Below are 25,867 nucleotides of genomic sequence, written 5' to 3'. Positions count from 1 at the left end.
CCGGAGCGTCTCCGGCGGCCTCTTCCCGTGTCCGGGGTGCCGTCAGGCGTCCTCGGTGTCCGCGTCGGGTGCGGCGCCCGGCCTGCGGATGCCGAGGGCCTCGATGGTGGCGGGCCTGACCAGCTGGTAGAGCGCGGTCAGCGCGAGCGCCGCGAGCACGATGCCGGCCGGGATCAGCACGCCGTGGGAGCGCAGCAGCGTCCAGGCCACCGGCAGCGCGATGATCTGCGTGATGAGCGCGGGGCCCCGGCTCCAGCTGCGGCGGCGCAGCAGGCCGCGGGCGGCGAAGAGCGGGATCAGGCCGAGCGCGATGACGGTCAGCCCGCCCATCTCGGCCTGCTCGGGGCTGTCGGGCCGGCCCAGCAGGCCCATCACCAGCATGTAGATCCCGCCGATGACGAGGGCCGCGCCTTCGAGGCCGCTGATCGCGGCCACCAGCGTGATCCTGGCGGGCTTCGCCGGCTCGGCCAGGGACGAGGGCGCGTTCTGCTGAGTACTCACCCTTGCAGGTTGGCATCCCGGACCCGGCGAAGGAAAGCCGGGGTGGCGCGCGCCACCGTCGCACCCCCGCGCCGTCACCGAGCGTGAGGGCCTGCGGGCAGGACTTCAGGGCTGTACCCCGCGGTAGGTAGGCTGGCAGTCATGCGCGCACTTCTTGTGGTCAATCCAGCCGCCACCACCACCAGTGCGCGGACCCGTGACGTGCTGATCCACGCGCTGGCGAGCGAGATGAAGCTGGAGGCCGTCTCCACGGAGTACCGCGGGCACGCCCGCGACCTGGGGCGGCGGGCCGCCGACAGCGACGACATCGACCTCGTGGTGGCCCTCGGCGGCGACGGCACGGTCAACGAGGTCGTCAACGGCCTGCTGCACCGGGGCCCCGACCTGGACAACCTGCCGAAGCTGGCCGTGGTGCCCGGCGGCTCCACCAACGTCTTCGCGCGGGCCCTCGGGCTGCCCAACGACGCGGTGGAGGCGACCGGCGCCATTCTGGACGCGCTGGAGAACCGGACCGAACGCACGGTCGGCCTCGGCCTCGCGGCGGGGACACCGGGCACGGCGGACGAATCCGTTCCGGAGCGCTGGTTCACCTTCTGCGCCGGCCTCGGATTCGACGCCGGGGTGATCGGCCGGGTCGAACAGCAGCGGGAGCGCGGCAAGCGTTCGACCCATGCCCTGTACGTGCGCCAGGTGGTCCGGCAGTTCCTGGAGGAGCCGCACCGGAGACAGGGCGTGATAACGCTCGACGTGCCCGGCGAGGAGCCGGTCACCGATCTCGCGCTTTCCATAATCTGCAACACGGCCCCCTGGACGTACCTGGGGAACCGGCCCATCTACGCGGCTCCGGGGGCGTCCTTCGACACCGCCCTGGACGTGCTGGGCCTGCGGAAACTGTCCACGGCGGCGGTCAGCCGCTACGCCACCCAGCTGCTCACGTCGAGCCCGGAGAAGGGCCCTCGGGGCAAGCACGCGGTTTCACGGCACGACCTCACGGACTTCACCTTGCATTCAAAGGTGCCACTGCCCTTCCAGATGGACGGTGACCACCTCGGAGTGCGTACGAGTGTGACGTTCACAGGCGTACGCCGTGCACTGCGTGTGATTGTGTGAGTGGAAGGGACCAAAGTCCTTTAACTCGAACGTTTGGACTGGCTTCCACCCTCTAGAAGTACGGCTGTGACCTAGCCGACACCGAGGAATCAAAAAAAACTTTCCTGAAGGGGTTGTATCCGTCGCCGAGGTTTGCGAATCTCTACATGGCGATCGGGACGGCCCGCAACAACGGCCTCCACTGAGAGCCAGAACCCCTCCTCACTTCACAGGACCACAACCAGTTCATCTGGGCGTCGGGCCTACACCTGCGGGGGGATTCGTGAAAGCGTTCACATTCACAAGCCACAGTACGTAACACCAAGGAGAGGTAGCAGCCATGGACTGGCGTCACAACGCCGTTTGTCGTGAGGAAGACCCGGAGCTGTTCTTCCCCATCGGCAACACCGGTCCTGCGCTGCTGCAGATCGAGGAAGCCAAGGCCGTCTGCCGTCGCTGCCCCGTCATGGAGCAGTGCCTGCAGTGGGCGCTCGAGTCCGGCCAGGACTCCGGCGTCTGGGGTGGCCTCAGCGAGGACGAGCGCCGCGCAATGAAGCGCCGCGCCGCTCGCAACCGGGCGCGCAACGCCAGCGCCTGACCGACGCCACCGCTACGAACCTCAGCGCAGGCGGCGCGTACAGCGCGTACGCACCACCCCGCCCCCCGAGTCGCAGCGCGCAGTACCCCCGAAGCGCATGATTGACCAGAGAGCCCGGACCGTCCACCGACGGTCCGGGCTCTCTGCCGTGTCCGGGTCCCGCTACTTCTCGCTGCGGACCGGGATGTCGAGGACGACCTGCGTCCCGCGCTCCGGCGCCGGCACCATGCCGAAGGACCCGCCGAGCTCACCCTCGACCAGCGTCCGGACGATCTGGAGGCCGAGGTTGCCGGCCTTCTGCGGGTCGAATCCCTCGGGCAGACCGCAGCCGTCGTCCTGGACGGTGATGAGCAGCCGCCCCTCGGCGGGCGAGCCGCCCCGGACCGCCGAGACCTCGACGGTGCCGGACTCCGCGACGGAGAAGGCGTGCTCCAGGGCGTTCTGCAGGACCTCGGTGAGGACCATCGAGAGCGGTGTCGCCACCTCGGCGTCGAGTATCCCGAAGCGTCCCGTGCGGCGGCAGGTCACCTTGCCCGGCGAGATCTCCGCGACCATGGCGATCACCCGGTCGGCGATGTCGTCGAACTCCACCCGCTCGTCCAGGTTCTGGGACAGCGTCTCGTGCACGATGGCGATCGAACCGACGCGCCGCACCGCCTCGTTGAGCGCCTCGCGGCCCTGCGGGGAGTCCATCCGGCGGGCCTGGAGCCGCAACAGGGCGGCGACCGTCTGGAGGTTGTTCTTCACCCGGTGGTGGATCTCCCGGATGGTGGCGTCCTTGGTGATCAACTCGCGCTCGCGGCGGCGCAGTTCCGTCACGTCGCGCAGGAGGACCAGCGACCCGATGCGGACGCCCTTGGGCTTGAGCGGGATCGCCCGCAGCTGGATCACCCCGCCCGTGCACTCCACCTCGAACTCGCGGGGCGCGTAACCGCTGGCCATCTTGGCCAGGGCCTCGTCCACCGGGCCCCGGGACGGGGCGAGTTCGGCGGTGATCTGGCCGAGGTGCTGGCCGACCAGGTCGGAGGCGAGGCCGAGGCGGTGGTACGCGGAGAGGCCGTTGGGGCTGGCGTACTGGACGACCCCGTCGGCATCCAGCCGGACGAGGCCGTCGCCGACGCGCGGGGACGCGTCCATGTCGACCTGCTGGCCCGGGAAGGGGAAGGACCCGGCGGCGATCATCTGGGCCAGGTCCGACGCGGACTGGAGGTAGGTCAGCTCCAGCCGGGACGGGGTGCGGACGGTGAGCAGGTTGGTGTTGCGCGCGATCACGCCGAGGACCCGGCCCTCCCGGCGCACGGGGATCGACTCGACCCGTACGGGCACCTCCTCGCGCCACTCCGGGTCGCCCTCGCGCACGATCCGGCCCTCGTCCAGGGCGGCGTCCAGGAGCGGGCGGCGGCCGCGCGGGACCAGGTGGCCGACCATGTCGTCCTGGTAGGAGGTCGGGCCGGTGTTGGGCCGCATCTGCGCGACGGAGACGTATCGCGTGCCGTCGCGGGTGGGGACCCACAGGACGAGGTCGGCGAAGGAGAGGTCGGAGAGCAACTGCCACTCCGAGACCAGCAGGTGGAGCCACTCGAGGTCGGTGTCGCTCAGAGCGGTGTGCTGGCGTACGAGGTCGTTCATGGAGGGCACGTGTGCGAGCGTACCCGTGGATGCGCGGCGGTCCGAACCGGAAGCGCCGCCCGTACGTGCGGTGGACCGGGGCCGACATCGGCACCGCGCATGGATGGACACGGCCCAGTGGTCTAGTCCACAATGTCTGATGCAGAACCTCCGCTCTCCCCGCACAGGAGAGCGGACCGAGGTGCCCGCGCTCTCTGCCCTGACTGCGCCGGCGCCTCTCCCCCGGCCGGGGGCACCGCACACCGCCGGCCGGACCGGCCGCCCGCGAGGGCGGCCCTGCTCCGGGCTGCGGTGCTGGTCGGGCTGAGGGTCCCGGCCCGGCGCCGCGGCCCGCGGGTTCTTCCGGACCTCAGCGGGTCTCGGTGACCTTCGCGAGCGCGCGCGGCGCGTCCGGGTCCTGGCCGCGGGCGATCGTCACCTCGTACGCCAGCATCTGGAGCGGCAGGATCTCCAGGACCGGCTGGAGCTCCTCGGCGACCCCGGCCGTCGGCAGCACGAACCCCGCGGACGCCGCCGCCACCTGGGCCTCGGGCCCGACGACGAAGAGGTCGGCGCCCCGGCCGCGCAGCCGGTCCAGGACGGGCTGAAGCGCCTCGCCGCCCCGGCCGTCGGTCACCACGGCGATCACCGGCGAGATGTTGTCGACCATCGCGAGGGGGCCGTGCAGCAGGTCCGCGCCGGAGTACGAGAGGGCGGGGATGTAACTCGTCTCCATGAGCTTCAGGGCGGCTTCCTTGGCGGTGGGGTAGCCGTACCCCCGCGAGGTGATGACCATGCGCTCGGCGAACCGGTAGCGCGAGGCCAGGGCCCTCACCTCGTCCCGGCGGGCGAGCACCTCCTCCGCGAGGTCCGGCAGGACACCGGCCGCCGCCCCGTCGCCGCCGCGCAGCCCCTCCACGAACAGGTACAGCGAGAGCAGGGACGCGGTGTACGTCTTGGTGGCCGGCAGCGCCTTCTCGGGGCCGGCCAGGATGTCGATGTGGTACTCGGAGACGGCCGCGAGCGGTGAGTCCGGGTTGTTGGTCACCGCCAGCGTGACCGCACCGGCCTCCCGGGCCGCCTTGGTCGACGCCACCAGGTCGGGCGAGCCGCCGGACTGGCTGACGGTGATCACCAGGACGTCGCGGAGGTCCGGCTTCGCGCCGTACGCCGTGGTGGTGGACATCGAGGCCAGCCCGCAGGGCAGCCCCAGGGTGATCTCCAGCAGGTACTTCGCGTACAGCGCGGCGTTGTCTGAGGTGCCGCGGGCGGTGAGCAGGACGAAGCGCGGATTCCTCGCCGCGATCCGGCCGGCGGTCTCTCGGATGGCGGGCGCGCCGCGTTCCAGGATGCGGCGGAGCATCGCGGGCTGCTCGGCCATCTCGCCGGACATGATGCGGCCGGGCCGCTCGCCGTCACCGGCCGGGTACGTGGCGGACATGTCGTGCCTCCCGGGGTCTCGCGATGCCTCGTCCAAGTCGAACACGGGGCGCGCGGGGGCCGCCAGCGGGCGACGGCCGGCGGGGTGCGTCCGAGTGCCGGTACGGACACCTCGGGGCAGGGTGAGTCTGCTAGATTGGAACCTTGATTGGTCTATACCACATATCGTCACTCTCGATCGGATCGGCAGGCCCCGCGTGGAAGTTGTCATCGTCCCGGACGCCAAGGCAGGCGGCGAACTGATCGCGGGGGCCATCGGCGCCCTGCTCGGCCGCAAGCCCGACGCCCTTCTCGGCGTTGCCACCGGCTCTACCCCGCTGCCCATCTACCAGGCCCTCGCGGACCTGGTCCGCTCCGGTGCCGTGGACGCCTCGCGCGCCCGCGTCTGCCAGCTGGACGAGTACGTCGGGCTGCCGGCGGGCCACCCGGAGTCGTACCGCTCCGTGGTGCTCCGCGAGGTGATCGAACCGCTCGGGCTCTCCGAGGCCGCGTTCATGGGCCCCGACGGCTCCGCCGAGGACGTCCAGGCGGCCTGCGAGGCGTACGACAGGGCGCTGGCCGAGGCCGGCGGCGTCGACCTCCAGCTGCTGGGCATCGGCACCGACGGGCACATCGGCTTCAACGAGCCCTGCTCCTCGCTCGCCTCCCGCACCCGGATCAAGACGCTCACCGAGCAGACCCGGGTCGACAACGCGCGCTTCTTCGACAACGACATCGACCAGGTGCCGCACCACGTCATCACCCAGGGCATCGGCACGATCCTGGAGGCCCGCCACCCGATCCTGCTCGCGACGGGCGAGGGCAAGGCGGACGCGGTGGCCGCGACCGTCGAGGGGCCGGTCGCCTCGATCGTGCCCGCCTCGGCGCTCCAGCTGCACCCGCACGCGACGGTGGTCGTGGACGAGGCGGCGGCGTCGAAGCTGAAGCTGGCGGACTACTTCCGCGCGACGTACGCGGCGAAGCCGGCCTGGCAGGGGCTGTAGTCCTCACGCGAGAGGGCCGGGACACCGTGGTGGTGTCCCGGCCCTCTCGTATGCGCGGGCTACGCGGAGGCCGTGACGGCCTCCGCCGCCGCCTGGCCGCAGACGCGGGCGGCGCCGTGCGTCGCGATGTGCAGGGCCCCCCGGGGTGCGGCCTGGGGGACGCCCATCTCGACCACGATCGTGTCCGGCCGCGCCGCGAGCAGCGCGTCCAGGGCCTCGCTCATCCACGCGTGACGGTGCGCGTCGCGGACCACGGCGACGACGCGCCGCTCCCCCGCCGCCCGGAGCACGGCCTCGGCCGGGGCCTCGGAGTCGCCGTCGTACGTGTCGGTCTCCGTGCCCGGGACGAGCCGGGTCAGCTCGGCCGCGAGGCCCCAGGGGGTCTCGTCGCCGACCGCGATGTTCGCGACCGGGGTGAAGGCGGCCACGTACGCCGGACCGGTGAGCGGTGCGGCCTCGCCGGTCACCTTCACCGCGCGGCGGGCGGCGACCAGGCCGATGTCCGAGGCGATGCCGGTGCTCCGTGCGGTGCCGGGCGCGGTCCCCTCCTGTGCTGCCGCGCCCGGCTCCCGTACGGCCCCCCGGGCCTCCCGCGTCCAGGACGCGAGGGCGCGGACCCGGGCAGCGGCGTCGGCGAGCCGCTCCTCGGGAAGTTCACCGGAGCGCACCGCCGCGACCAGTGCGTCGCGCAGCCGCAGGACGGTGCTGTCGTCGTCGAGACCGCCGCCGACGCAGAGCGCGTCGGCACCGGCCGCGACGGCGAGGACGGAGCCGCGTTCGATCCCGTACGTCGAGGCGATGGCCTGCATCTCCACGGCGTCGGTCACGATGAGGCCCTGGTACCCCAGCTCCTCGCGCAGCAGACCGGTGAGGATCTGGGGGCTGAGGGTGGCCGGGCGGTGCGGGTCGAGCGCGGGCAGCAGGATGTGCGCGCTCATCACCGACTTGGAGCCGGCCGCGATGGCCGCCCGGAACGGGACGAGCTCCCGGGCGTGCAGGGTCTCCAGGTCGACGTCGATGCGGGGCAGCGCGTGGTGCGAGTCGACCGCGGTGTCGCCGTGCCCCGGGAAGTGCTTGGTGCAGGCGGCGACGCCGGCGGCCTGGAGGCCCTCGACGTACGCGGCGGTGTGCCGGGCGACCAGGTGCGGGTCGGAGCCGAAGGAGCGGACGCCGATGACGGGGTTGCCCGGGTTGGAGTTGACGTCCGCGGACGGGGCCCAGTTGAGGTTGACCCCGCACTCGGCGAGCCGGCGGCCCAGCTCGTGGGCGACGGCCCGGGTCAGCTCGGTGTCGTCCACCGCGCCGAGCGCCAGGTTGCCGGGGAAGGACGAGCCGTGCCGCACCTCGAGGCGGGTGACGTCGCCGCCCTCCTCGTCGATGGCGACGAGCACGTCGTCCCGCTCGGCCCTGAGCTGGGCGGTGAGCGCGGCGAGCTGCTCGGGCGTGTCGATGTTGCGGCCGAACAGGCCGACGGAGGAGAGCCCTTCGCCGACCCGGCGCAGCAGCCACTCGGGCGCCGTGGTGCCGGTGAAGCCGGGCTGCAGCACCGCGAGGGCGTCACGGGTGAGGGTGTCCGTGGTGGAGGTGAGGGTGGTCATGGGGCGGCGTTATCCCTTCACGGCGCCGGAGGTGAGCCCCGCGGCCATCTTCTTCTGCACGAACATGAAGAAGATGACGACCGGAAGAGCGATCATGGTGGACGCCGCCATCAGGGCGCCGTAGTCCGTACCGCGCTCGCTGGTGAACGTCATCAGCCACACGTTGAGCGTGTACTTGGAGTTGTCGTTGATCAGGATGTAGGCGAAGAGGTACTCGTTCCAGGCGTTCACCAGCGCGAAGATCGACGCGGCGGCGAGGCCGGGGGCGAGCAGCGGCAGGATCACCCGGCGGAAGGCGCCGAAGCGGGTGCAGCCGTCCACCATGGCGGACTCCTCCAGCTCCACCGGGATGTTCACCACGAAGCCGCGGATCATGATCGTCGCGAAGGGCAGCGTGGAGACCAGGTAGACGACGATCAGGCTCCAGTACTCGTCGATGCCGCCCATGGCGTTGAGCTGGGCGTAGATCGGGATGAGCATCGCCGTGGGCGGCAGCATCTGGACCAGGATCATGATCAGGACCAGGGCCTTGCGGCCGAAGAAGCGGAACCGGCCGATGGCCAGGGCCGCCAGGGTGGCGATGATCATGCCGCCGACGACGGCGGTGATCGAGACGATGAGGCTCGACTGGACCGCGGTGCCGAAGTTCGGCTGGTCCACGGCCTTGACGAAGTTGTCGAAGGTGATCGACGAGGGCCACAGGGTCTGGTCGTACGAGCGGATCTCGCGGCTGGGCCGCAGGGCGCTGACGACCAGCCAGTAGACCGGGAAGACCATGACCAGGGCGATGCCGAGGCCGAGGATGTTCAGGCCGACCCGGGTCTTCTTGCGGTCCGGGCGCAGGACCTGGGGTGTGTCGGTCGTGGTGCTCATTCGACCTCTCCCGTCTTCATGAGCTGGCGCAGGTAGTACACGGCCACCGCGGACAGCAGGATCACGGTGATGAGGGCGATCGCGGTGCCCTGGCTGAAGGAGGTGGACTCGAATGCCTTCGAGTAGGAGTAGAGGCCGAGGGTCTCGTACTCGGGCTCCGGCTTGCTGCCGCGCAGCAGCCAGATCTGGCCGAAGACGTTGAAGTCCCAGATCACCGACAGCGTGGAGACCATGCTGAAGACGGGCTTGATGACCGGCCAGGTCACGTAGCGGAAGATGCCGAAGCTGGTGGCACCGTCGAGCGAGGCGGCCTCCTCCAGCTCCTGGGGGACCTGGGTGAGGGCGGCGTACAGCGTGACGACGACGAAGGGTATGGCGCCCCAGACGACCAGCAGCGTGATGATCGCGAAGCCCTGGACCGGGTCCAGGTACCAGTTGTGGCCGAGCCAGTCCTCGCCGACGACCTTCGCGATGAGGGTGTTGATGAGGCCGTAGTCGGAGTCGGCCATGAACCGGAAGATGGAGGCGGCGACCATCAGCGGCATCGACCAGGCGGCGATCAGACAGAAGGTCAGGATGAGCCGCACCCAGTTGGACAGCCGGCGCATCAGCAGGGAGATCAGCAGACCGATGCCCATGGTCAGCGTCACGCAGACGGCCATGAAGACGACGGTGCGGAAGGTCACCCACCAGAACTCGGAGTCACCGAGGATGTTGGTGAACTGGTCGAAGCCGACCCAGGGTGCGGGATCACCGGTCCACAGCTCGCGCCGGCCCATGTCCTGGAAGGACATGATGATGGTCTTGGCGAGCGGGTAGAGGTAGACGGCGGCGATCGCCACGATCGCCGGGAGGATCAGGAAGTAGGGCAGCAGTTCGCCCTTCTTCCGCTTCCTCTTCTGCTTCAGGGGTGCGGTGCCGCCCTCATCGGACAGCGGGCTCCCGTCCGCCTTGGGATCACGTGGTACGGGGACCGGTGGCCCGGCGGCCTTGGTATCGGCGGCAGTCACGTGGCTGACCTTCCATCGCGGGTCCGAGGCAGCCCCCGGATGACACGGCGTTCTTGAGCTGAAGAGAGCGGGGGCCGCGGCGCGATGCCGGGCCCCCGCCTGGCGATCGGAAGACTTACGCCTTCTTGTTGATCAGTGCGTCGATCTCGCTGTCGGCCTTCTTGGTGGCGTCGGCGACGGACGTGCCCTTGAGGATCTTCAGGAGCATGTTCTCCAGAATCTCCTCCTTCTCGATGGAGGCCCAGCCCGGCGCGATCGGCGTGAACCAGGCGTCCGGCACCGCGTTGGCGATGGCGGCCGTCTCGGGCTTGGCCTTCAGCGGCTCAAGCTGCTTCTCGTTGTTGGGGAGGATGTTCTTCGACGCGAGGACGTCCATGGACTTCGCGTTGGTGAAGAGGGAGATCCACTCCTGGCCGAGGTCCTGGACCTTGGACTTGGAGATGGTGGCGAGGTCGGAGCCGCCGATGAAGGAGGGGAGCGCCTTGCCGTTCGGGCCGGGCATACCGGCCGTGGCGATCTTGCCCTCGAGCTTCGGGTTGCCGTTGTCACCCGTGGTGACGCTGCCGGCCTCCCACGCCTGGCCGTAGATGACCGCGGCCTTCTCGTTGGCCATGACGTTGGCGTGGTCCTGCTCGTCCTTCGTCTGGTCGGCCTTGTTGTACTTCTTGACCAGGTCGACGAAGTGCTGGATGCCCTTCTGCGCCTCGGGGGTGGAGAGGGCGGCCTTCCACTCCTTCGAGCCCTCGTCGTACTTGGCGATCTGGCCGCCCTCGGCTGCGACGTAGGACATCGCGGCGTACCAGTAACGGCCCGGGTAGTACAGGGACGAGGCGCGCTTGTCCTTCTTCGCGAGCTCGGCCTGGACCTTGTCCATCGCCTTGAGGAAGTCGTCCTCGGTCTGCGGAAGGACGTCGCTGCCGGTGCCGGCCTTCAGCATGTCCTTGTTGTAGACCGCGAGGCGGGCGGAGGCGTAGTAAGGAACGCAGTAGATCTTGCCCTCGTAGGAGCAGGTGTCCTTCAGACCCTTGATCCAGGTGTCCGAGTTCTCGTACTTGGCAGTGTCGATCTCGCCGAGCGCACCGTTGAGGATGTACTGCATGGTCTCGGTGTTGCCGAGTTCGACAACGTCCGGGAACTTGTCGCCACCGAGGGAGGTGTCGAGCTTCTTGACCTTGTCCGCCCAGCCCTGGTACTGGATCTTGACGTTGACGTTCGGGTACTTCTTCTTGAACTGGGCGTTGACGTCCTTGACCAGTTCGGGCCAGGTCGACTGGGCCTCGCCCATGAGCCAGACAGTCAGGTCTTCCTTGCGGTCCTTGGGGTCCTTCGAGGACGTCTTGTCGTCCGAACCACACGCCGCGATGGAAACCAACATGCCCGCGACGCCGATCGCCGCGATGAGCTTGCGCTTCACGCCACCCTCCTCAGGGATGCTGCAACCCCCCTCCCCACCGCGCGAGAACGTCGACGAGTACCTCTGGGGCTGGGACCTGGTCTTTAATGGTTTAGACCAGTACCGGGAGCTTGGCCTAGACCTTTAGGGGTGTCAAGGGTGTATAAGAAGTGCACTCGCGTCCGTTATAGGACCGACACCTGAGGGAGGGCGACGAGCCGTGACCGGACCGTGCCACCATGTGAGCCGCGACAGACGGAGGAGCCGGTGACGGCAGCAACGCAGCAGTCGGGAAGGCGGGCCATGGGCGCCGACGGGGGCAGTTCGGAGAGCGAGACGGGCACGGGCGCCGGGACGCGCACCGCGCGCGTGCCGAAGTACTACCGGCTGAAGCGCCATCTCCTCGACATGACGGACACCATGCCGCCGGGCACCCCCGTACCCCCGGAACGGACCCTGGCCGCCGAGTTCGACACCTCGCGCACCACCGTGCGCCAGGCGCTCCAGGAACTGGTCGTCGAGGGCCGGCTGGAACGCATCCAGGGCAAGGGCACCTTCGTCGCCAAGCCGAAGGTCTCCCAGGCCCTGCAACTCACCTCGTACACCGAGGACATGCGCGCCCAGGGGCTCGAACCGACCTCGCAGCTCCTGGACATCGGCTACGTCACCGCCGACGACACCCTCGCCGGACTGCTCGACATCAGCGCCGGCGGCCGGGTCCTGCGCATCGAGCGCCTGCGCCTGGCGAGCGGCGAGCCGATGGCCATCGAGACCACGCACCTCTCGGCCAAGCGCTTTCCCGCACTGCGCCGTTCACTGGTCAAGTACACCTCGCTCTACACCGCGCTCTCCGAGGTGTACGACGTCCGGCTGGCCGAGGCCGAGGAGACCATCGAGACCTCCCTGGCCACCCCGCGCGAGGCCGGGCTGCTCGGCACCGACGTGGGCCTGCCGATGCTGATGCTCTCCCGGCACTCACTGGACGAGCAGGGCGAACCGGTCGAGTGGGTGCGCTCGGTCTACCGCGGCGACCGCTACAAGTTCGTGGCCCGCCTGAAGCGGCCGCTGGACTGACCCACCGCACACACGTGCCCCGAACGGCCCCCGGACCCGCCTCCGGGGGCCGTTCGGCGCTCCCGGGGCCCGACTTGGCCTGGACCAATCCTCGGACGTTTCCCGCCATTACGACCATCCGGCCGGTCCGTGACGACCGTTGCCGGACCGCAATGCGGACGGGGGGTGACGGTGGCCGGGTCCCTCGCCTAGATTGCCTGCGCATTACAGGTGATCACCGAGGGGACGGAGTCGCCCGCCATGGCGGAAGAACCAGAAGGAAAGCCACCCACCGTCACACCGATGCGGGTGGTCATCGCCCTGTGCCTCATCGCACCGTTCGTGGCGATGCTCTGGGTGAGTTCGTACGCGAAGATCGATCCGACCTTCATCGGTATCCCTTTCTTCTACTGGTACCAGATGCTCTGGGTGCTGATCTCCACCGCGCTCACGATGATCGCGTACAAGCTGTGGCAGCGTGACCAGCGCGCCCGCAAGGGGGGTGCGTCGGCATGAAGGACGGCGTGAACGGCGTCGCGCTCGGCGTCTTCATCTTCTTCTTCCTGGCCGTCACGGTCATGGGCTTCCTGGCCGCCCGCTGGCGCCGGGCCGAGAACGAGGCCACCCTGGACGAATGGGGCCTGGGCGGACGGTCGTTCGGCACCTGGGTCACCTGGTTCCTGCTCGGCGGCGACCTCTACACCGCGTACACCTTCGTCGCCGTGCCCGCGGCGATCTACGCGGCCGGCGCGTCCGGTTTCTTCGCGGTGCCGTACACCATCCTGGTGTACCCGCTGATCTTCACCTTCCTGCCGCGCCTGTGGTCGGTCTCGCACAAGCACGGGTACGTCACCACCTCGGACTTCGTCCGCGGCCGGTTCGGCTCGAAGGGGCTGTCGCTGGCCGTCGCGGTCACCGGCATCCTCGCCACCATGCCGTACATCGCCCTCCAACTCGTCGGCATCCAGGCGGTGCTGGACGTGATGGGCGTCGGCGGCGGCGAGAACACCAACTGGTTCGTCAAGGACCTGCCGCTGCTGATCGCCTTCGCGGTGCTCGCCGCGTACACCTACTCCTCGGGGCTGCGGGCGCCCGCGCTGATCGCGTTCGTCAAGGACGGGCTGATCTACCTGGTCATCGCCGTCGCGATCATCTACATCCCGATCAAGCTCGGCGGCTTCGACGACATCTTCGCCTCCGCCCAGGACAAGTTCACCAAGGCGGGCGCGGGCGGCCTCGCACCGGCAGCGGCCGGTCAGTGGGGTTACGCGACCCTGGCGCTCGGGTCCGCGCTGGCGCTGTTCATGTACCCGCACTCGATCACGGCGACGCTCTCCAGCCGCAGCCGTGAGGTGATCCGCCGCAACACCACGATCCTTCCGCTGTACTCGCTGATGCTGGGCCTGCTCGCGCTGCTCGGCTTCATGGCGATCGCCGCCGGCGTCAAGGTGGACAACGGCCAGCTCGCCATCCCGCAGCTGTTCGAGAACATGTTCCCCGACTGGTTCGCGGGGGTGGCGTTCGCCGCGATCGGCATCGGCGCGCTGGTGCCGGCCGCGATCATGTCGATCGCCGCGGCGAACCTGTTCACGCGCAACATCTACAAGGACTTCCTGAAGCCGGACGCGACGCCCGAGCAGGAGACCAAGGTCTCCAAGCTGGTCTCGCTGCTGGTCAAGGTCGGCGCACTGGCCTTCGTCCTCACCATGGACAAGACCGTCGCGATCAACTTCCAGCTGCTGGGCGGGATCTGGATCCTCCAGACGATGCCGGCGCTGGTGGGCGGCCTGTTCACCCGGTGGTTCCACCGCTGGGCGCTGCTCGCCGGCTGGGCGGTCGGCATGATCTACGGGACGGCTGCCGCGTACGGGGTCGCCAGCCCGACGCAGAAGCACTTCGGCGGGTCCTCCAAGGAGATCCCGGGCCTCGGCGAGATCGGTTACATCGGCCTCACCGCGTTCGTGCTGAACGTCGTGGTCGTCGTCGTCCTCACCTTCGTCCTGAACGCCGTGAAGGCGCCCGTCGGGATCGACGAGACCTCCCCGGGCGACTACACCGCGGACGCGGGCGACCCGGGCGTCCAGGAGAAGCTGCCGCCGGCCACGGCGGGGGCGCCGGGCGGTCACTGACCGCACACCTTTACACCACGCGACACAACATGTGGGGGCCGTCCGGCAGGGCGGCCCCCACATGTATGCTCATGCTCGCTGTCGCCGCAGGGGAATCCGGTGTGAATCCGGAACTGTCCCGCAACGGTGTATTCGGTGCGCTTCCGCGCATCCGTGGAGTCCGAGGACCTGCCGACAGCGCATCCGGTTCGACCGAACCGGATGCCCAGACGTCCGGGCCTCGTGGGATGGGCCGGTGGACGCCGCACGGAGTGCCGCCCCGCCCGGGCCCCCTCCTGCCCGGCTGCCCCCGTGCTCCCCGCCGGCCCAGAGCCGAGCGAGGGAGAGCACCACGTGACCATCGCGCCAGCCGATCCGGCTTCAGCGGCCGCATCAACGGGGACCGCGAGCGACGGACCGGGCACCGCACTGCTGCGGACCCTGACCGGCCTCACCGCCGATCTGCCCGACACCGACCCCGGACGCGTCGCCGCCGCCGCCCTGCGCGGCCGCAACGCCCGGTCGGACGAGGCGGAACTGCGCTCACTGGCCACCGAGGCCGCGGCGGGCCTCATCTCCGAGGACCCCGCCTACTCCCGCCTCGCCGCCCGGCTGCTCACCCGGTCCATCGCGGACGAGGCCGCGGGCCAGGGCGCCACCTCGTTCGCCGCGTCCGTCGCCGTGGGCCACCGCGAGGGCCTGATCGCGGACCGGACCGCCGAGTTCGTGACGCTGCACGCGGCGGCGCTGGACGCCCTGGTCGAGCGGTCCCTCGCGGAGGGGGCCGACGACCGCTTCGGCTACTTCGGGCTGCGCACCCTGCACAGCCGCTACCTGCTGCGCCACCCGATCACCCGCCAGGTCATCGAGACCCCCCAGCACTTCATGCTCCGGGTCGCCGCCGGTCTCGCCGAGGACACCTCGGGGCGGGCACTGGACGAGGTCGCCGCGCTGTACGGGCTGATGAGCCGGCTGGACTACCTGCCGTCCTCGCCGACCCTCTTCAACTCCGGCACCCGCCACCCGCAGATGTCGTCCTGCTACCTGCTCGACTCGCCGCTGGACGAGCTGGACTCGATCTACGACCGCTACCACCAGGTGGCCCGCCTGTCGAAGCACGCGGGCGGCATCGGCCTCTCGTACTCCCGCGTCCGCGCCCGGGGCTCCCTGATCCGGGGCACCAACGGGCACTCCAACGGCATCGTGCCGTTCCTCAAGACGCTCGACGCCTCCGTCGCCGCGGTGAACCAGGGCGGCCGGCGCAAGGGCGCCGCCGCCGTCTACCTGGAGACCTGGCACGCGGACATCGAGGAGTTCCTGGAGCTCCGCGACAACACGGGCGAGGACCAGCGGCGCACGCACAACCTCAACCTGGCGCACTGGATTCCGGACGAGTTCATGCGCCGCGTCGACGCGGACACCGCCTGGTCGCTGTTCTCCCCGGCCGACGTGCCCGAGCTGACCGACCTGTGGGGCGACGACTTCGACGCCGCGTACCGGACGGCCGAGGCGAAGGGCCTGGCCCGCAAGACCATGCCGGCCCGCGAGCTGTACGGCCGGATGATGCGGACGCTGGCCCAGACCGGGCAGGGCTGGATGACGTTCAAGGACGCCTCCAACCGCACGGCGAACCAGACCGCCGAGCCGGGCAGGGTCGTGCACTCCTCGAACCTGTGCACCGAGATCCTGGAGGTCACCGACGACGGCGAGACGGCCGTCTGCAACCTCGGCTCCGTCAACCTCGGCGCGTTCGTCGAGGGCTCCTCGATCGACTGGGAGCGGCTGGACGCCACCGTGCGCACCGCGGTGACCTTCCTCGACCGGGTCGTGGACATCAACTTCTACCCGACCGAGCAGGCCGGCCGGTCCAACGCCCGCTGGCGGCCGGTGGGCCTGGGTGCCATGGGTCTCCAGGACGTCTTCTTCCAGCTGCGGCTGCCCTTCGACTCCCCCGAGGCCCGGGCGCTGTCCACGAAGATCGCCGAGCGCATCATGCTCACGGCGTACGAGGCGTCCTGCGACCTCGCGGAGCGGTCCGGTCCGCTGCCCGCCTGGTCCGGGACCCGGGCCGCGCGCGGGGTGCTGCACCCGGACCACTACGACGTGGAGCTGAACTGGCCGGAGCGCTGGGAGGCGCTGCGGGCCCGGATCGCGAAGACCGGGATGCGCAACTCGCTGCTCCTGGCGATCGCCCCGACCGCGACGATCGCCTCGATCGCGGGGGTCTACGAGTGCATCGAGCCCCAGGTCTCGAACCTCTTCAAGCGGGAGACCCTGAGCGGCGAGTTCCTCCAGGTCAACGGCTATCTGGTGGACGAGCTGAAGCGGCTCGGCGTGTGGGACGCGCGGACGCGTGAGGCGCTGCGCGAGGCGAACGGCTCGGTGCAGGGCTTCGCCTGGATTCCGGCGGACGTCCGGGTGCTGTACCGCACCGCGTGGGAGATCCCGCAGCGCGGCCTGATCGACATGGCGGCGGCCCGTACGCCGTTCCTCGACCAGAGCCAGTCGCTCAACCTGTTCCTGGAGACGCCGACCATCGGGAAGCTCTCCTCGATGTACGCCTACGCCTGGAAGCAGGGCCTGAAGACGACGTACTACCTGCGCTCCCGTCCGGCGACCCGGATCGCCCGGGCCGCGTCCGGGGCCGCCTCGGCCGCCGCCCCCGTCCCCGTACAGCAGGCGCAGGCACCCGACGCGGACGCCGTCGCCTGCTCCCTGGAGAACCCCGAGTCCTGCGAGGCATGCCAGTGATGAGCACCACCCCCACCGAACAGAACCTGCTCGACCCGGGCTTCGAGCTGACCATGCGGCCCATGCGCTACCCGGACTTCTACGAGCGCTACCGGGACGCGATCAAGAACACCTGGCACGTGGAGGAGGTCGACCTCCACTCGGACGTGCCGGACCTCGCCAAAATGACGCCCGCCGAGCAGCACCTGATCGGACGGCTCGTCGCGTTCTTCGCGACCGGTGACTCGATCGTCGCCAACAACCTGGTGCTGACCCTGTACAAGCACATCAACTCCCCCGAGGCCCGGCTGTATCTGTCGCGGCAGCTGTTCGAGGAGGCCGTGCACGTCCAGTTCTATCTGACGCTGCTCGACACCTATCTGCCCGACCCGGACGACCGCGCGGCGGCTTTCGCGGCGGTGAAGAACATCCCCTCGATCCGCGAGAAGGCGGAGTTCTGCTTCCGGTGGATGGACTCGGTGGAGAAGATCGACCGGCTGGAGTCGAAGGCGGACCGCCGTCGCTTCCTGCTGAACCTGATCTGCTTCGCGGCGTGCATCGAGGGGCTGTTCTTCTACGGCGCCTTCGCGTACGTGTACTGGTTCCGCTCGCGCGGGCTGCTGCACGGTCTCGCCACCGGGACCAACTGGGTCTTCCGCGACGAGACCATGCACATGAACTTCGCGTTCGAGGTCGTGGACACGGTCCGCAAGGAGGAGCCGGAGCTCTTCGACGACGCCCTCCGGCAGCAGGTCACCGACATGCTGCGGGAGGCCGTCGAGGCGGAGCTGCAGTTCGGCCGCGACCTGTGCGGCGAGGGGCTGCCCGGCATGAACACCGAGTCGATGCGCGAGTACCTGGAGTGCGTTGCCGACCAGCGGCTCACCCGGCTGGGCTTCCCGGCGGTGTACGGATCGCAGAACCCGTTCGCGTTCATGGAGCTCCAGGGGGTCCAGGAGCTGACGAACTTCTTCGAGCGGCGCCCTTCGGCGTACCAGGTGGCCGTCGAGGGCACGGTCGCCTTCGACGACGACTTCTAGACCCTCGCCCAGCTCCTGACGTACGGACGCCGTGCGGCCCCCACCGGCCGCGCGGCGTCCGCCGTGCGCGGTGGGCGTGTGCTCCGGTCCTGTTCCGCTGCGCGCAGCTCGCGGTCGATGCGACGCTCGCGGGCGGCACCGAGGAGCGCCGGCAGCAGGACGAGGGCGAAAAGTACGGAAATGCCGAGGAAGTTCTGGAATGTGTTCATGCCTCTACTGTCCTCGTTCCGGCGAAGAAGCGGCAGTGGCAGGACTGTCATACGACATCGAATTGCTGCCACACTGGGGCCATGCTGAACAACGTCGCCGCCCTGATGCTCGATGATGTCCACCCCTTCGAACTCGGCGTGCTCTGCGAGGTGTTCGGCCTCGACCGCAGCGACGAGGGCCTGCCGGTGCACGATTTCGCGGTGGTCTCCGGCGAGGGCCCCCAGCTGCGGACCCACGCCGGCTTCACGATCCACACCCCCTACGGCCTCGACCGGCTGGAGGAGGCCGACCTCGTCGCCGTACCGGCCGGCAGCCGGTTCGGGGAGCGCGAGTTCCCGCCGGAGGTCCTGACCGCCCTGCGCCGGGCCGTGGAGCGGGGCGCGCGGGTGCTCAGCGTCTGCTCGGGGGCCTACCTCCTGGGCGCGGCCGGGCTGCTGGACGGCCGCCGCTGCACCACGCACTGGCGGCACGCCGACGACCTGGCCCGCCGCTTCCCCGAGGCGGCCGTCGAACCGGACGTGCTGTACGTGGAGGACGGGCCGGTCACCACCTCGGCGGGCACGGCGGCGGGGATCGACGCCTGCCTGCACCTGGTCCGCCAGGCGTACGGACCGGCCGCCGCCAACACCATCGCCCGCCGGATGGTGGTGCCGCCGCACCGGGACGGCGGGCAGGCGCAGTACATCCAGCGGCCGCTGCCGCGCACCCGGTGCGACACCGTGGGCGGCACGCTGGCCTGGATGGAGCGCCACCTCGACCGCGAGATGACCGTCGAACAGCTCGCGGACCGGGCGCACATGTCGCCGCGCACCTTCGCCCGCCGCTTCCAGCAGGAGACCGGGACCACGCCGTACCGCTGGCTGCTGCGCCAGCGCGTCCTGCTGGCCCAGCACCTGCTGGAGACATCCGACGAGACCATCGACACCATCGCCGACCGGACCGGCTTCGGGACGGCGGCGGCCCTGCGCCATCAGTTCGTACGGGCGCTGGACACCACGCCCCAGGCGTACCGGCGCACCTTCCGGGGCCCGTCGGCGGTCGGCGAGGCGGCCTGACCGAGTGCCCGACGGGCCCCGTAGCGGGTGTCAGATACCGCAGTTGGGCGCCGACCAGTAGTGGCTGGGGCCCTGGTTCACGTGGACGTGGTCGTTGTGGTCCGGGTAGCCCGGGCCGAGGATCCCGTTGAACCCGTGGTAGCGGGCCTCCTTGGCGAGGGTGCAGAAGGCGATCCCGCCGAGGTCGGCCGCGTCACCGTACAGATGGCGGCTGTTCGAGGCACCCCCGACGGCGCTGTTGCAGGACGTCGAGCGGAACCCGCTGTTGATGTTGATGGGCCGGTCGCCGAGCGCGTGGCGCAACGCCTCCAGCCTCCACATGGTGCTCAGCGCGTTGGCCTTCGCCGTGGCCGCCGAGACCGCGCCGCCCGACCAGGTGCTGTTGCAGCGGTTCATCTCGGCGTACGTGAAGTGCGCCGGGGTGCAGTCGCTGTCCTGGAGGGCGTAGATCTTGGCCTGGGTGGCGGGCCCCGCGATGCCGTCGGCGGCCAGCCCGTAAGCGGCCTGGAAGCGCTTGACGGCGGCGGTGGTGGCGGGCCCGTACGAGCCGTCGACGGCCAGGACCGAGTTGTAGCCGGGGTATCCGGCGACCCGGATCTGGAGCTGGGCGACGTCGTTGCCGGTGGCGCCCGGACTCAGGGTGCGGGTCCAGGTGTAGCAGTCGTCGGCCTGCGCGGTGCCGGCGGTGACCACGGCACCACCCAACGCAAAAGCCATGGTCATGACAAGGCTGAGCAGGAGTCGTGCGGAACGTCTGATCACGGGGGGCTCCTCACCACTGTCGAAGGTGTGGTGCACGAGCCTGTCGGATGCGGTGGCGCCCGTCAACTACGCGTGTAGAAACGAGGGTTGACGAAAGGGCGAACGCGGCGCGGGGCGGCCCCGCGCCACGTTCGCCCCACGGGATCAGTCGTTCGGGACGACCTCGTAGCGCGGGGTGTTCTCCGCCATCTGCCGGAGCGCGTCCTTGCGCTCGCGCTTGGAGAGCCGGTCGATGTACAGGTACCCGTACAGGTGGTCCGTCTCGTGCTGGAGGCAGCGCGCGAAGTAACCCGTGCCGCGCACCCGCACCGGGTTGCCCTTCGCGTCCTGGCCGCGCACCACCGCGTAGTCCGGGCGGGCCAGCTTGGCGTACGCCGTCGGCACGGAGAGGCAGCCCTCGCCGGAGTCGTCCAGGACGCGCGCCTCGGGCGGCAGCTCCTCCAGAACCGGGTTGCAGATGGCGCCGACGTGCCGCACGCCCTCGTCGTCGGGGCAGTCGTAGACGAAGACCTTGAGGTCGACGCCGATCTGGTTGGCGGCCAGGCCGACGCCCTCCGCCGTGCGCTGGCTCGCGAACATGTCGTCGATCAGCGCGGCCAGCTCGTCGCCGAACTCCGTGACGTCCTTGCACTCCTTGTGCAGGACCGGGTTGCCCACGACCGTGATCGGACGGGAGGTACCGCGCTCGCGGTGTGCCGTCTCGCGCGCCTCACAGTCCTCGGTGTCGATGAGGAAACCTTCCTCGTCGACGCTGACCTGCTCGTCCGTCTCCTGCTGCGCCATGTCCGCCGTACGCCTTCCTCAAAACCCGAATCGGTGCGTACCCAGACTACGGGCAGCGCTCAGCAGACTTCTTCGAGATCCCGCCACTCGCGGCTGTCCGGGCTGTCCGCCACCCAGCCGTCCAGCAGCCCGCGCACCAGACCGGCCGGGGCCGCCAGGCCGCACTCGCGCTCCGGCACCCACAGCTCACCGGCCGTGCGGTGACCCAGCGGGCCCGGATGCCCCGGCTCGCTGTGGTCGTGCGGGTCCAGGTGCTCGCCGTCGCCCTCGTCGCTCTCCATCCGGCTCTCCGAACAGGAACGGCACAGCAGCCGCACCGACGAGGACCAGTCCTCGGCGGCGAAGCCCGCGTCCGAGGCCAGCTGCTCCAGCGCGTCCCGGTCCGCCTCCGTGGCCGCTTCGAGCAGCACCACCCAGGTCGGCACGGGCGACGGGGCCCACAGCTCGATCTCGTCGAAGACGGGATAGGAGGGGCCCGCCGCGGTGATCCGTTCGCCGTTCGGCACCCCGTCGTGCAGCACGACCTCGCCCCAGCGCCGCCCGGACGACGGCAACGGGATCGACAGCACCTCTATCCGGGCCGGGTCCAGACGGCGGCCCCAGACGACCTCGGCCTCGCCCTCCGGCGACAGCCGTACCGCTGCGCTGCCCAGCTCCATGCCGACCGGCTCGCTGCCCGCGGCCGGGGTCTGCTGCCCGCCACCTGGGACCTTCAGGCCGTACGCCTGCCAGGCGCGGCGCGCCAGCGGCCAGTCCTGGAGGGCGGTCGCGGCGATGCCCACGTTCCACCAGTCCGGCGCTCCGGACTCCTTGTCGAGCAGGGCGACGGCCCGCAGCCCGGCGGCCCTCGCCTGTTCCCAGTCGTGCCGGAACTTGTGCAGCAGCGCCAGGTTGAACCATGACTCGGAGAGCCAGGGCTCCAGGTCCGCCGCGCGCGTCAGCAGCGCCCCCGCGTCCTCGTACCGGCCGTCGCCGATCAGCGTGAACGCGCGGTCCGTGGCCTGCCGCCAAGAGGCGGACGGCCGATGCCGTACCTTCCCGAAGATCCTCACGATTCCCGCCTGTCCCGACTGGACACCCTCGTTCTACCGCTCTCTTCGCATCCAACCATGCCGGGCCGGACGCCCGCTCATTACCCATCGGTTACCCGGGCGGCACGGGGGTCAGACCGCCGCGGGCCAGAACCCGGGCCAGTGACTCCACCACCTGCGGCTGGTAGTCGTGCCCGGTTCCGAGCCTGAGATGTTCCAGCGCACCCAGTGGCCCGGAGAGACTTTCCCCGCTGAGGTCGTCGTATGCGTTCACCGCCCGGACGATCCTGGCGGACAGCGGCTGCTCTCGGTAGGGGTCGGCCTGCCGCTCCACCACGACGGCGACCTTCGCGTCGACCCCGGTCTGCCGGACCACCGCCCCGCCGAGCAGCGCGATCCGGCGCTGTTCGGCGGCCGGCAGCAGGGCCGTCGCCCCGTCCGGCACCGGGTCGACCAGGGAGAGCTGGCCGATGTCGTGCATCAGCGCGGCGTACTCCAGGACGGTGAGCTCGGGCCCGGACAGGCCCATCTCGCGCCCGACGGCCGTGCACAGCTCGGCCACCCGGCGGGCGTGGCCGTGCGGGGTGTAGCCGGCGATCTCGGTGGACCGGGCGAGCGAGGCGATCGTCTGCCGGTACGTGGTGCGCACGGCGGCGAACCTGCGGTACGAGAGCTGGGTGAGCAGCAGCGGTACGCAGAGCACGGGCAGCGCCCACAGTCCGGCGGCGGCGACCCCGAGCGCCATGACCGCGCCGGTCGCGCAGACGGCCGAGCCGATGCCGGTGAGCGCCCGCAGCTCGTCGCGGAGCAGCGGGCCGTACGGGGTGGGGGCGGCCCGGGAGCCGCGCGGCCGGGTGCGGGCCCGCTGCAGGAGCGCGGCGAGCACGGCGTCGCAGAGGGCGGTCAGGCCGAGCAGCAGGAGCAGGAAGGCCGCGTAGTACGGACCGTCGCCGAACCACCGCTGGCTGCCGCCCGCGTTGTACAGCGGCTGGAAGCAGACCGCCGCGAAGGTCACGGTGAGCAGCCGCCGGGCCACCTGGTCGGCGCCCGGTCCGTCGCCCCGTGCCAGCTGCGGCACCGAGGCGACGAGCTGGGCCGCGGCGACGACCGCGACGACCTGGAGGGCCCCGTGGCTGGTGGGCTGCCCGCCGCTGCGCCCGAGCAGGGCGTACGCGAGCGCCCCGGCGGCCCCGAGGGGCGCGGGCTCCCGCTCGCCGGGGAGGGCGCCCCAGCGGGCCAGCTCCCCGATGGTGATGAGGGCGCCGAAGGCGAGGGCGTGCCCCGGATCGTGGACCCCGCGCCAGAGGGTGTGCCCGAGCCCGGCGGCGGCGAGGACGAGGGCGGCGCCGCGCAGGCCCAGGGTCGCGGGGCCCGGGGTCACCGGCGCCCCTGCCCGTCGGCACCGTCCGGCCGGGAGCTCAGCGGCGCGGGGACGGGCCCGGCGGCCTTCTCCCGGGGCGGAGGCAGCCGCGCCTCGTCCGCCGTGACGGCCCCGGACCAGCCGTACCGCTCCAGGCCACGCGCCAGGGCCCGCACCATCTGCGGGTCGAACTGCGTGCCCGCGCACCGCTTCAGCTCCTCCACCGCGGCCGGGACCGGCCGGCCCCGCCGGTAGGAGCGGGTGGAGGTCATGGCGTCGAAGGCGTCGGCGACCGCGACGATGCGGGCGCACTCGGGGATGCCCCGGCCGGAGAGCCCGTACGGATAGCCGCTGCCGTCGAGGCGTTCGTGGTGGTGCAGGATCGCGGCCCTGGCCTCGCCGAGGAAGCCGATGCCCCGGACGATCTCGTGCCCGTACTCCGGGTGCAGCTCGATGACGCGCCGCTCCTCGGGGGTGAGCGGGCCGTCCTTGCGCAGGACCCGGGTGGGGACGCCCAGCTTGCCGACGTCGTGGAGGATGCCGGCGAACCGGAGGACCTCGACGCGCTCCTGGTCGAGGCCGAGTTCGCGGGCGATGAGGACGGAGGCGCGGCCGACCCGTTCGCTGTGGCCCCGGGTGTAGGTGTCCTTGATGTCGACCGCCTGGACGAGCGCCCTGATGGTGGCCCGGTGCGCGGCGTGCTCGCGGTGGTACTGGGCGTAGACCCAGCAGGAGATGCACATGGGCAGCAGGACGAAGAGCGCGGCGAGCGGCCCGTACGAGCTGTTCCAGAGGACGGCCATCATCAGCCCGGCGAGGCCGTGCACCAGGTGGGGGGCGAGCGAGCGCGTCAGGAGTCCGCGCCAGGCGCGCCGGACGGGCAGCTGTTCCGCGACGAGCAGGATCGAGCCGTCGAGGGCGGCGAGCACGGCGCTGAAGGCCAGCGCCGCCGCGCAGACGGGCAGCAGCGCGTAGGGGAGGTCGGGCGGGCTGCCGAGCGCGGCGGGCCCGCCGAGCAGCGCGTGGACGCGGGCGGCCGCCCAGACGGCGACGGCCAGCTCGGCGGCGCGCCAGATCCGGCGGGCGGCGGCGGGCGGTTTGCCGGCCCGGCCCGTGAGGGAGCCGGGGACGGCGACGAGCGCCGCCGCCGGGGGCGGGAGCAGGAAGGCGGCGGCGAGCAGCAGCGGGAAGAAGGAACCCGCACCGACGAAGCCGGCCGGAAAGGGGTGGCGGCCGAGGAGTTCGCAGGCGAGGTAGAGGCCGGCGAGCAGGGCGAGGGTGGTCCAGGGGGTGGCGGCGCCCGGCCGCAGGGCGGGCCCGGCGCACAGGGCCGCGCCGAGGGCGACGGCGCCGATATGGGCCCGCGCCGCCCCACGTGTGGCTCTCACCCTCGCTCGCCCCCCAGCTCCGCTCGTGAAGGGGCCACGCTAACGAGCGGGATGGTCCCGGCGGGTGCCGTTGGGGGCGATTAGCACGTTCGGGTGAAGCGAGGACCGGCTACTCCTTGGCCGCGCTCGGCACCTCGGGGCCGGAGACCGCGACGTCCTGTTCCGGCACCGCCTGGCCCGAGCGGATGAGGTCGATGCGGCCCATCACCTTGGAGCGCAGGTCGGCCGGCACGTCGTCCTGGCCGCAGCAGCGCTTCACCAGCTTCTTGACGGCCTGCTCCAGGCCGTACTTCTCCAGACACGGGGAGCACTCGACGAAGTGCTCCTCGAACTTGGTGCAGTCGCTGTCGGGCATCTCCCGGTCGAGGAACTCGTAGAGGTGATCGAGGACCTCTGCGCACTCCGTCTCGTGCGGCTCTCCGCAGCTCATGAGCCCGAGCCTTTCCGATCGTCCGACTCACCGGCGCCGGCGGGGACGAGCCCGCGGTCACGGGCGTAGTCCTCCAGCATGCCGCGCAGTTGACGGCGGCCCCGGTGCAGTCGGGACATCACCGTACCGATGGGAGTCCCCATGATGTCCGCGATCTCCTTGTAGGCAAAGCCCTCGACATCGGCGAGATAGACCGCGATGCGGAACTCCTCGGGGATCGCCTGCAACGCGGACTTCACGTCCGAGTCGGGCAGGTGGTCGAGAGCCTGCGACTCGGCGGAGCGCAGCCCGGTCGACATGTGCGACTCGGCGCGGGCCAGCTGCCAGTCCTCGATCTCCTCGGCGGCACTGCGCTGGGGTTCGCGCTGCTTCTTGCGGTACGAGTTGATGAAGGTGTTGGTGAGGATGCGGTACATCCACGCCTTGAGGTTGGTGCCCTCACGGAACTGGTGGAAGGAGCCGTACGCCTTGGCATACGTCTCCTGGACCAGGTCCTCGGCGTCCGCGGGATTGCGCGTCATGCGCAGGGCGGCCGAGTACATCTGGTCGAGGAAACCGAGGGCGTCGCGCTCGAAACGCGCGTTGCGCTCGGCCGTCGTCTCCTGCGGGCGGCCGTCGTCGGTCCCTGTGTCGGTCCCAGTGACCGGACCCACCTCCTCCAACGCTGGGGCGGAGCCGAAACCGGACCCGCTCGAATCGGAGAATAGTCGACCTTGGTCCGGCGCGGGCTGTCGTTCCGTTCGGCCGAGTGACCGCTCGGGAGTGGTCTTGGCCGCGTGCAGGACCGTCCACTCCAGGTCAGCGGTGTTCGAGCGACGTGGGCA

General features: G+C 70.7%; 24 protein-coding genes and 1 riboswitch. Of the genes, 9 read left to right on the top strand and 15 right to left on the bottom strand.

The features are described from left to right. Positions 1-42: 42 nt before the first annotated feature. Positions 43-501, bottom strand: a complete 459-nt coding sequence (locus ACN6LM_RS11285) for a hypothetical protein (RefSeq protein WP_445065183.1) — start codon at positions 499-501, stop codon at positions 43-45. Positions 502-642: 141 nt separating this feature from the next. Here ACN6LM_RS11285 and ACN6LM_RS11280 point away from each other — a divergent pair, with 141 nt between their 5' ends. Next, on the top strand, positions 643-1,611 hold the full coding sequence (locus ACN6LM_RS11280) for a diacylglycerol/lipid kinase family protein (protein WP_445065181.1): 969 nt from the start codon (positions 643-645) through the stop codon (positions 1,609-1,611). A gap of 319 nt (positions 1,612-1,930) precedes the next feature. Further along, the gene (locus tag ACN6LM_RS11275; protein WP_003953983.1) at positions 1,931-2,188 is read left to right on the top strand and encodes a WhiB family transcriptional regulator; all 258 of its coding nucleotides are present in this window, start codon (positions 1,931-1,933) and stop codon (positions 2,186-2,188) included. A gap of 162 nt (positions 2,189-2,350) precedes the next feature. Here the strand turns inward: ACN6LM_RS11275 and ACN6LM_RS11270 are convergent, their stop codons facing one another. Both ACN6LM_RS11270 and ACN6LM_RS11265 read right to left on the bottom strand, forming a co-directional pair. Beyond that, positions 2,351-3,817, bottom strand: a complete 1,467-nt coding sequence (locus ACN6LM_RS11270) for a sensor histidine kinase (protein ID WP_445065188.1) — start codon at positions 3,815-3,817, stop codon at positions 2,351-2,353. Between the two features lie 349 nt (positions 3,818-4,166). Next, a complete protein-coding gene (locus ACN6LM_RS11265; RefSeq protein WP_445065180.1) occupies positions 4,167-5,237 on the bottom strand; it encodes an SIS domain-containing protein in 1,071 nt (356 codons plus the stop codon). A 196-nt stretch (positions 5,238-5,433) separates the two neighbouring features. Here ACN6LM_RS11265 and nagB point away from each other — a divergent pair, with 196 nt between their 5' ends. After that, positions 5,434-6,219 carry a glucosamine-6-phosphate deaminase gene (gene nagB, locus ACN6LM_RS11260; protein WP_405938763.1) on the top strand — a complete coding sequence of 262 codons (786 nt, stop codon included), beginning with the start codon at positions 5,434-5,436 and terminating at the stop codon, positions 6,217-6,219. Positions 6,220-6,278: 59 nt separating this feature from the next. Here nagB and ACN6LM_RS11255 read toward each other — a convergent pair whose 3' ends face one another. The 4 genes from ACN6LM_RS11255 to ACN6LM_RS11240 form a co-directional block, all read right to left on the bottom strand. Beyond that, a complete protein-coding gene (locus tag ACN6LM_RS11255) occupies positions 6,279-7,817 on the bottom strand; it encodes a glycoside hydrolase family 3 protein (protein ID WP_445065179.1) in 1,539 nt (512 codons plus the stop codon). A 9-nt stretch (positions 7,818-7,826) separates the two neighbouring features. Then, positions 7,827-8,690 carry a carbohydrate ABC transporter permease gene (locus ACN6LM_RS11250; RefSeq protein WP_018521034.1) on the bottom strand — a complete coding sequence of 288 codons (864 nt, stop codon included), beginning with the start codon at positions 8,688-8,690 and terminating at the stop codon, positions 7,827-7,829. Beyond that, a complete protein-coding gene (locus tag ACN6LM_RS11245) occupies positions 8,687-9,700 on the bottom strand; it encodes a carbohydrate ABC transporter permease (RefSeq protein ID WP_445065178.1) in 1,014 nt (337 codons plus the stop codon). Before ACN6LM_RS11245 ends, ACN6LM_RS11250 begins: the two co-directional genes overlap by 4 nt. Positions 9,701-9,815: 115 nt before the next feature. Next, positions 9,816-11,114 carry an extracellular solute-binding protein gene (locus ACN6LM_RS11240; protein ID WP_445065177.1) on the bottom strand — a complete coding sequence of 433 codons (1,299 nt, stop codon included), beginning with the start codon at positions 11,112-11,114 and terminating at the stop codon, positions 9,816-9,818. 282 nt (positions 11,115-11,396) lie between these two features. Between ACN6LM_RS11240 and ACN6LM_RS11235 the strand changes: the two genes are divergently transcribed. The 5 genes from ACN6LM_RS11235 to ACN6LM_RS11215 all read left to right on the top strand — a co-directional run bounded on the left by ACN6LM_RS11235 (position 11,397) and on the right by ACN6LM_RS11215 (position 18,024). Continuing rightward, positions 11,397-12,167 carry a GntR family transcriptional regulator gene (locus ACN6LM_RS11235; RefSeq protein WP_445065187.1) on the top strand — a complete coding sequence of 257 codons (771 nt, stop codon included), beginning with the start codon at positions 11,397-11,399 and terminating at the stop codon, positions 12,165-12,167. Between the two features lie 240 nt (positions 12,168-12,407). After that, complete coding sequence (locus ACN6LM_RS11230) at positions 12,408-12,662, top strand: DUF3311 domain-containing protein (protein ID WP_445065176.1); 255 nt, start codon at positions 12,408-12,410, stop codon at positions 12,660-12,662. Then, complete coding sequence (gene mctP / locus ACN6LM_RS11225; RefSeq protein ID WP_445065175.1) at positions 12,659-14,275, top strand: monocarboxylate uptake permease MctP; 1,617 nt, start codon at positions 12,659-12,661, stop codon at positions 14,273-14,275. Before ACN6LM_RS11230 ends, mctP begins: the two co-directional genes overlap by 4 nt. 65 nt (positions 14,276-14,340) lie before the next feature. Then, positions 14,341-14,465: riboswitch (cobalamin riboswitch) on the top strand. Positions 14,466-14,608: 143 nt separating this feature from the next. Next, positions 14,609-17,005: a ribonucleoside-diphosphate reductase subunit alpha gene (locus ACN6LM_RS11220; protein WP_445065174.1), complete on the top strand. Its 2,397-nt coding sequence runs from the start codon at positions 14,609-14,611 to the stop codon at positions 17,003-17,005. Next, positions 17,005-18,024 (top strand): ribonucleotide-diphosphate reductase subunit beta, encoded by a 1,020-nt coding sequence (locus ACN6LM_RS11215; RefSeq protein WP_445065173.1) that lies wholly within the window; start codon positions 17,005-17,007, stop codon positions 18,022-18,024. The genes ACN6LM_RS11220 and ACN6LM_RS11215 overlap by 1 nt, the downstream gene beginning before the upstream one ends. Here the strand turns inward: ACN6LM_RS11215 and ACN6LM_RS11210 are convergent. Beyond that, positions 18,021-18,233, bottom strand: coding sequence for a hypothetical protein (locus tag ACN6LM_RS11210; RefSeq protein WP_445065172.1), 213 nt, complete (start codon positions 18,231-18,233; stop codon positions 18,021-18,023). The two genes, ACN6LM_RS11215 and ACN6LM_RS11210, sit on opposite strands and share 4 nt — an antisense overlap. An 81-nt stretch (positions 18,234-18,314) precedes the next feature. On the opposite strand from ACN6LM_RS11210, the gene ACN6LM_RS11205 reads away from it, so the two are divergent. Then, positions 18,315-19,289, top strand: a complete 975-nt coding sequence (locus ACN6LM_RS11205) for a GlxA family transcriptional regulator (protein WP_445065171.1) — start codon at positions 18,315-18,317, stop codon at positions 19,287-19,289. Between the two features lie 30 nt (positions 19,290-19,319). Here ACN6LM_RS11205 and ACN6LM_RS11200 read toward each other — a convergent pair whose 3' ends face one another. From ACN6LM_RS11200 to ACN6LM_RS11170, 7 genes are all read right to left on the bottom strand, one after another. Next, complete coding sequence (locus ACN6LM_RS11200) at positions 19,320-20,051, bottom strand: D-Ala-D-Ala carboxypeptidase family metallohydrolase (protein ID WP_445065170.1); 732 nt, start codon at positions 20,049-20,051, stop codon at positions 19,320-19,322. A 144-nt stretch (positions 20,052-20,195) separates the two neighbouring features. Next, positions 20,196-20,834: a peptide deformylase gene (gene def / locus ACN6LM_RS11195; protein ID WP_073964049.1), complete on the bottom strand. Its 639-nt coding sequence runs from the start codon at positions 20,832-20,834 to the stop codon at positions 20,196-20,198. A gap of 59 nt (positions 20,835-20,893) precedes the next feature. Further along, the gene (locus tag ACN6LM_RS11190) at positions 20,894-21,886 is read right to left on the bottom strand and encodes a tetratricopeptide repeat protein (protein WP_018549909.1); all 993 of its coding nucleotides are present in this window, start codon (positions 21,884-21,886) and stop codon (positions 20,894-20,896) included. A 91-nt stretch (positions 21,887-21,977) separates the two neighbouring features. Then, a complete protein-coding gene (locus ACN6LM_RS11185; RefSeq protein ID WP_445065169.1) occupies positions 21,978-23,246 on the bottom strand; it encodes an HD-GYP domain-containing protein in 1,269 nt (422 codons plus the stop codon). Beyond that, a complete protein-coding gene (locus tag ACN6LM_RS11180; protein ID WP_445065168.1) occupies positions 23,243-24,613 on the bottom strand; it encodes an HD-GYP domain-containing protein in 1,371 nt (456 codons plus the stop codon). The genes ACN6LM_RS11185 and ACN6LM_RS11180 overlap by 4 nt, the downstream gene beginning before the upstream one ends. A 109-nt stretch (positions 24,614-24,722) precedes the next feature. Next, a complete protein-coding gene (rsrA, locus tag ACN6LM_RS11175) occupies positions 24,723-25,043 on the bottom strand; it encodes a mycothiol system anti-sigma-R factor (protein WP_164401170.1) in 321 nt (106 codons plus the stop codon). Beyond that, positions 25,040-25,696, bottom strand: coding sequence for a sigma-70 family RNA polymerase sigma factor (locus ACN6LM_RS11170; RefSeq protein WP_018105559.1), 657 nt, complete (start codon positions 25,694-25,696; stop codon positions 25,040-25,042). Before ACN6LM_RS11170 ends, rsrA begins: the two co-directional genes overlap by 4 nt. Between the last annotated feature and the right edge of the window lie 171 nt (positions 25,697-25,867).

This window comes from Streptomyces sp. SAS_281 (assembly GCF_052542855.1).
This window is presented reverse-complemented; position numbering and strand designations above follow the sequence as displayed.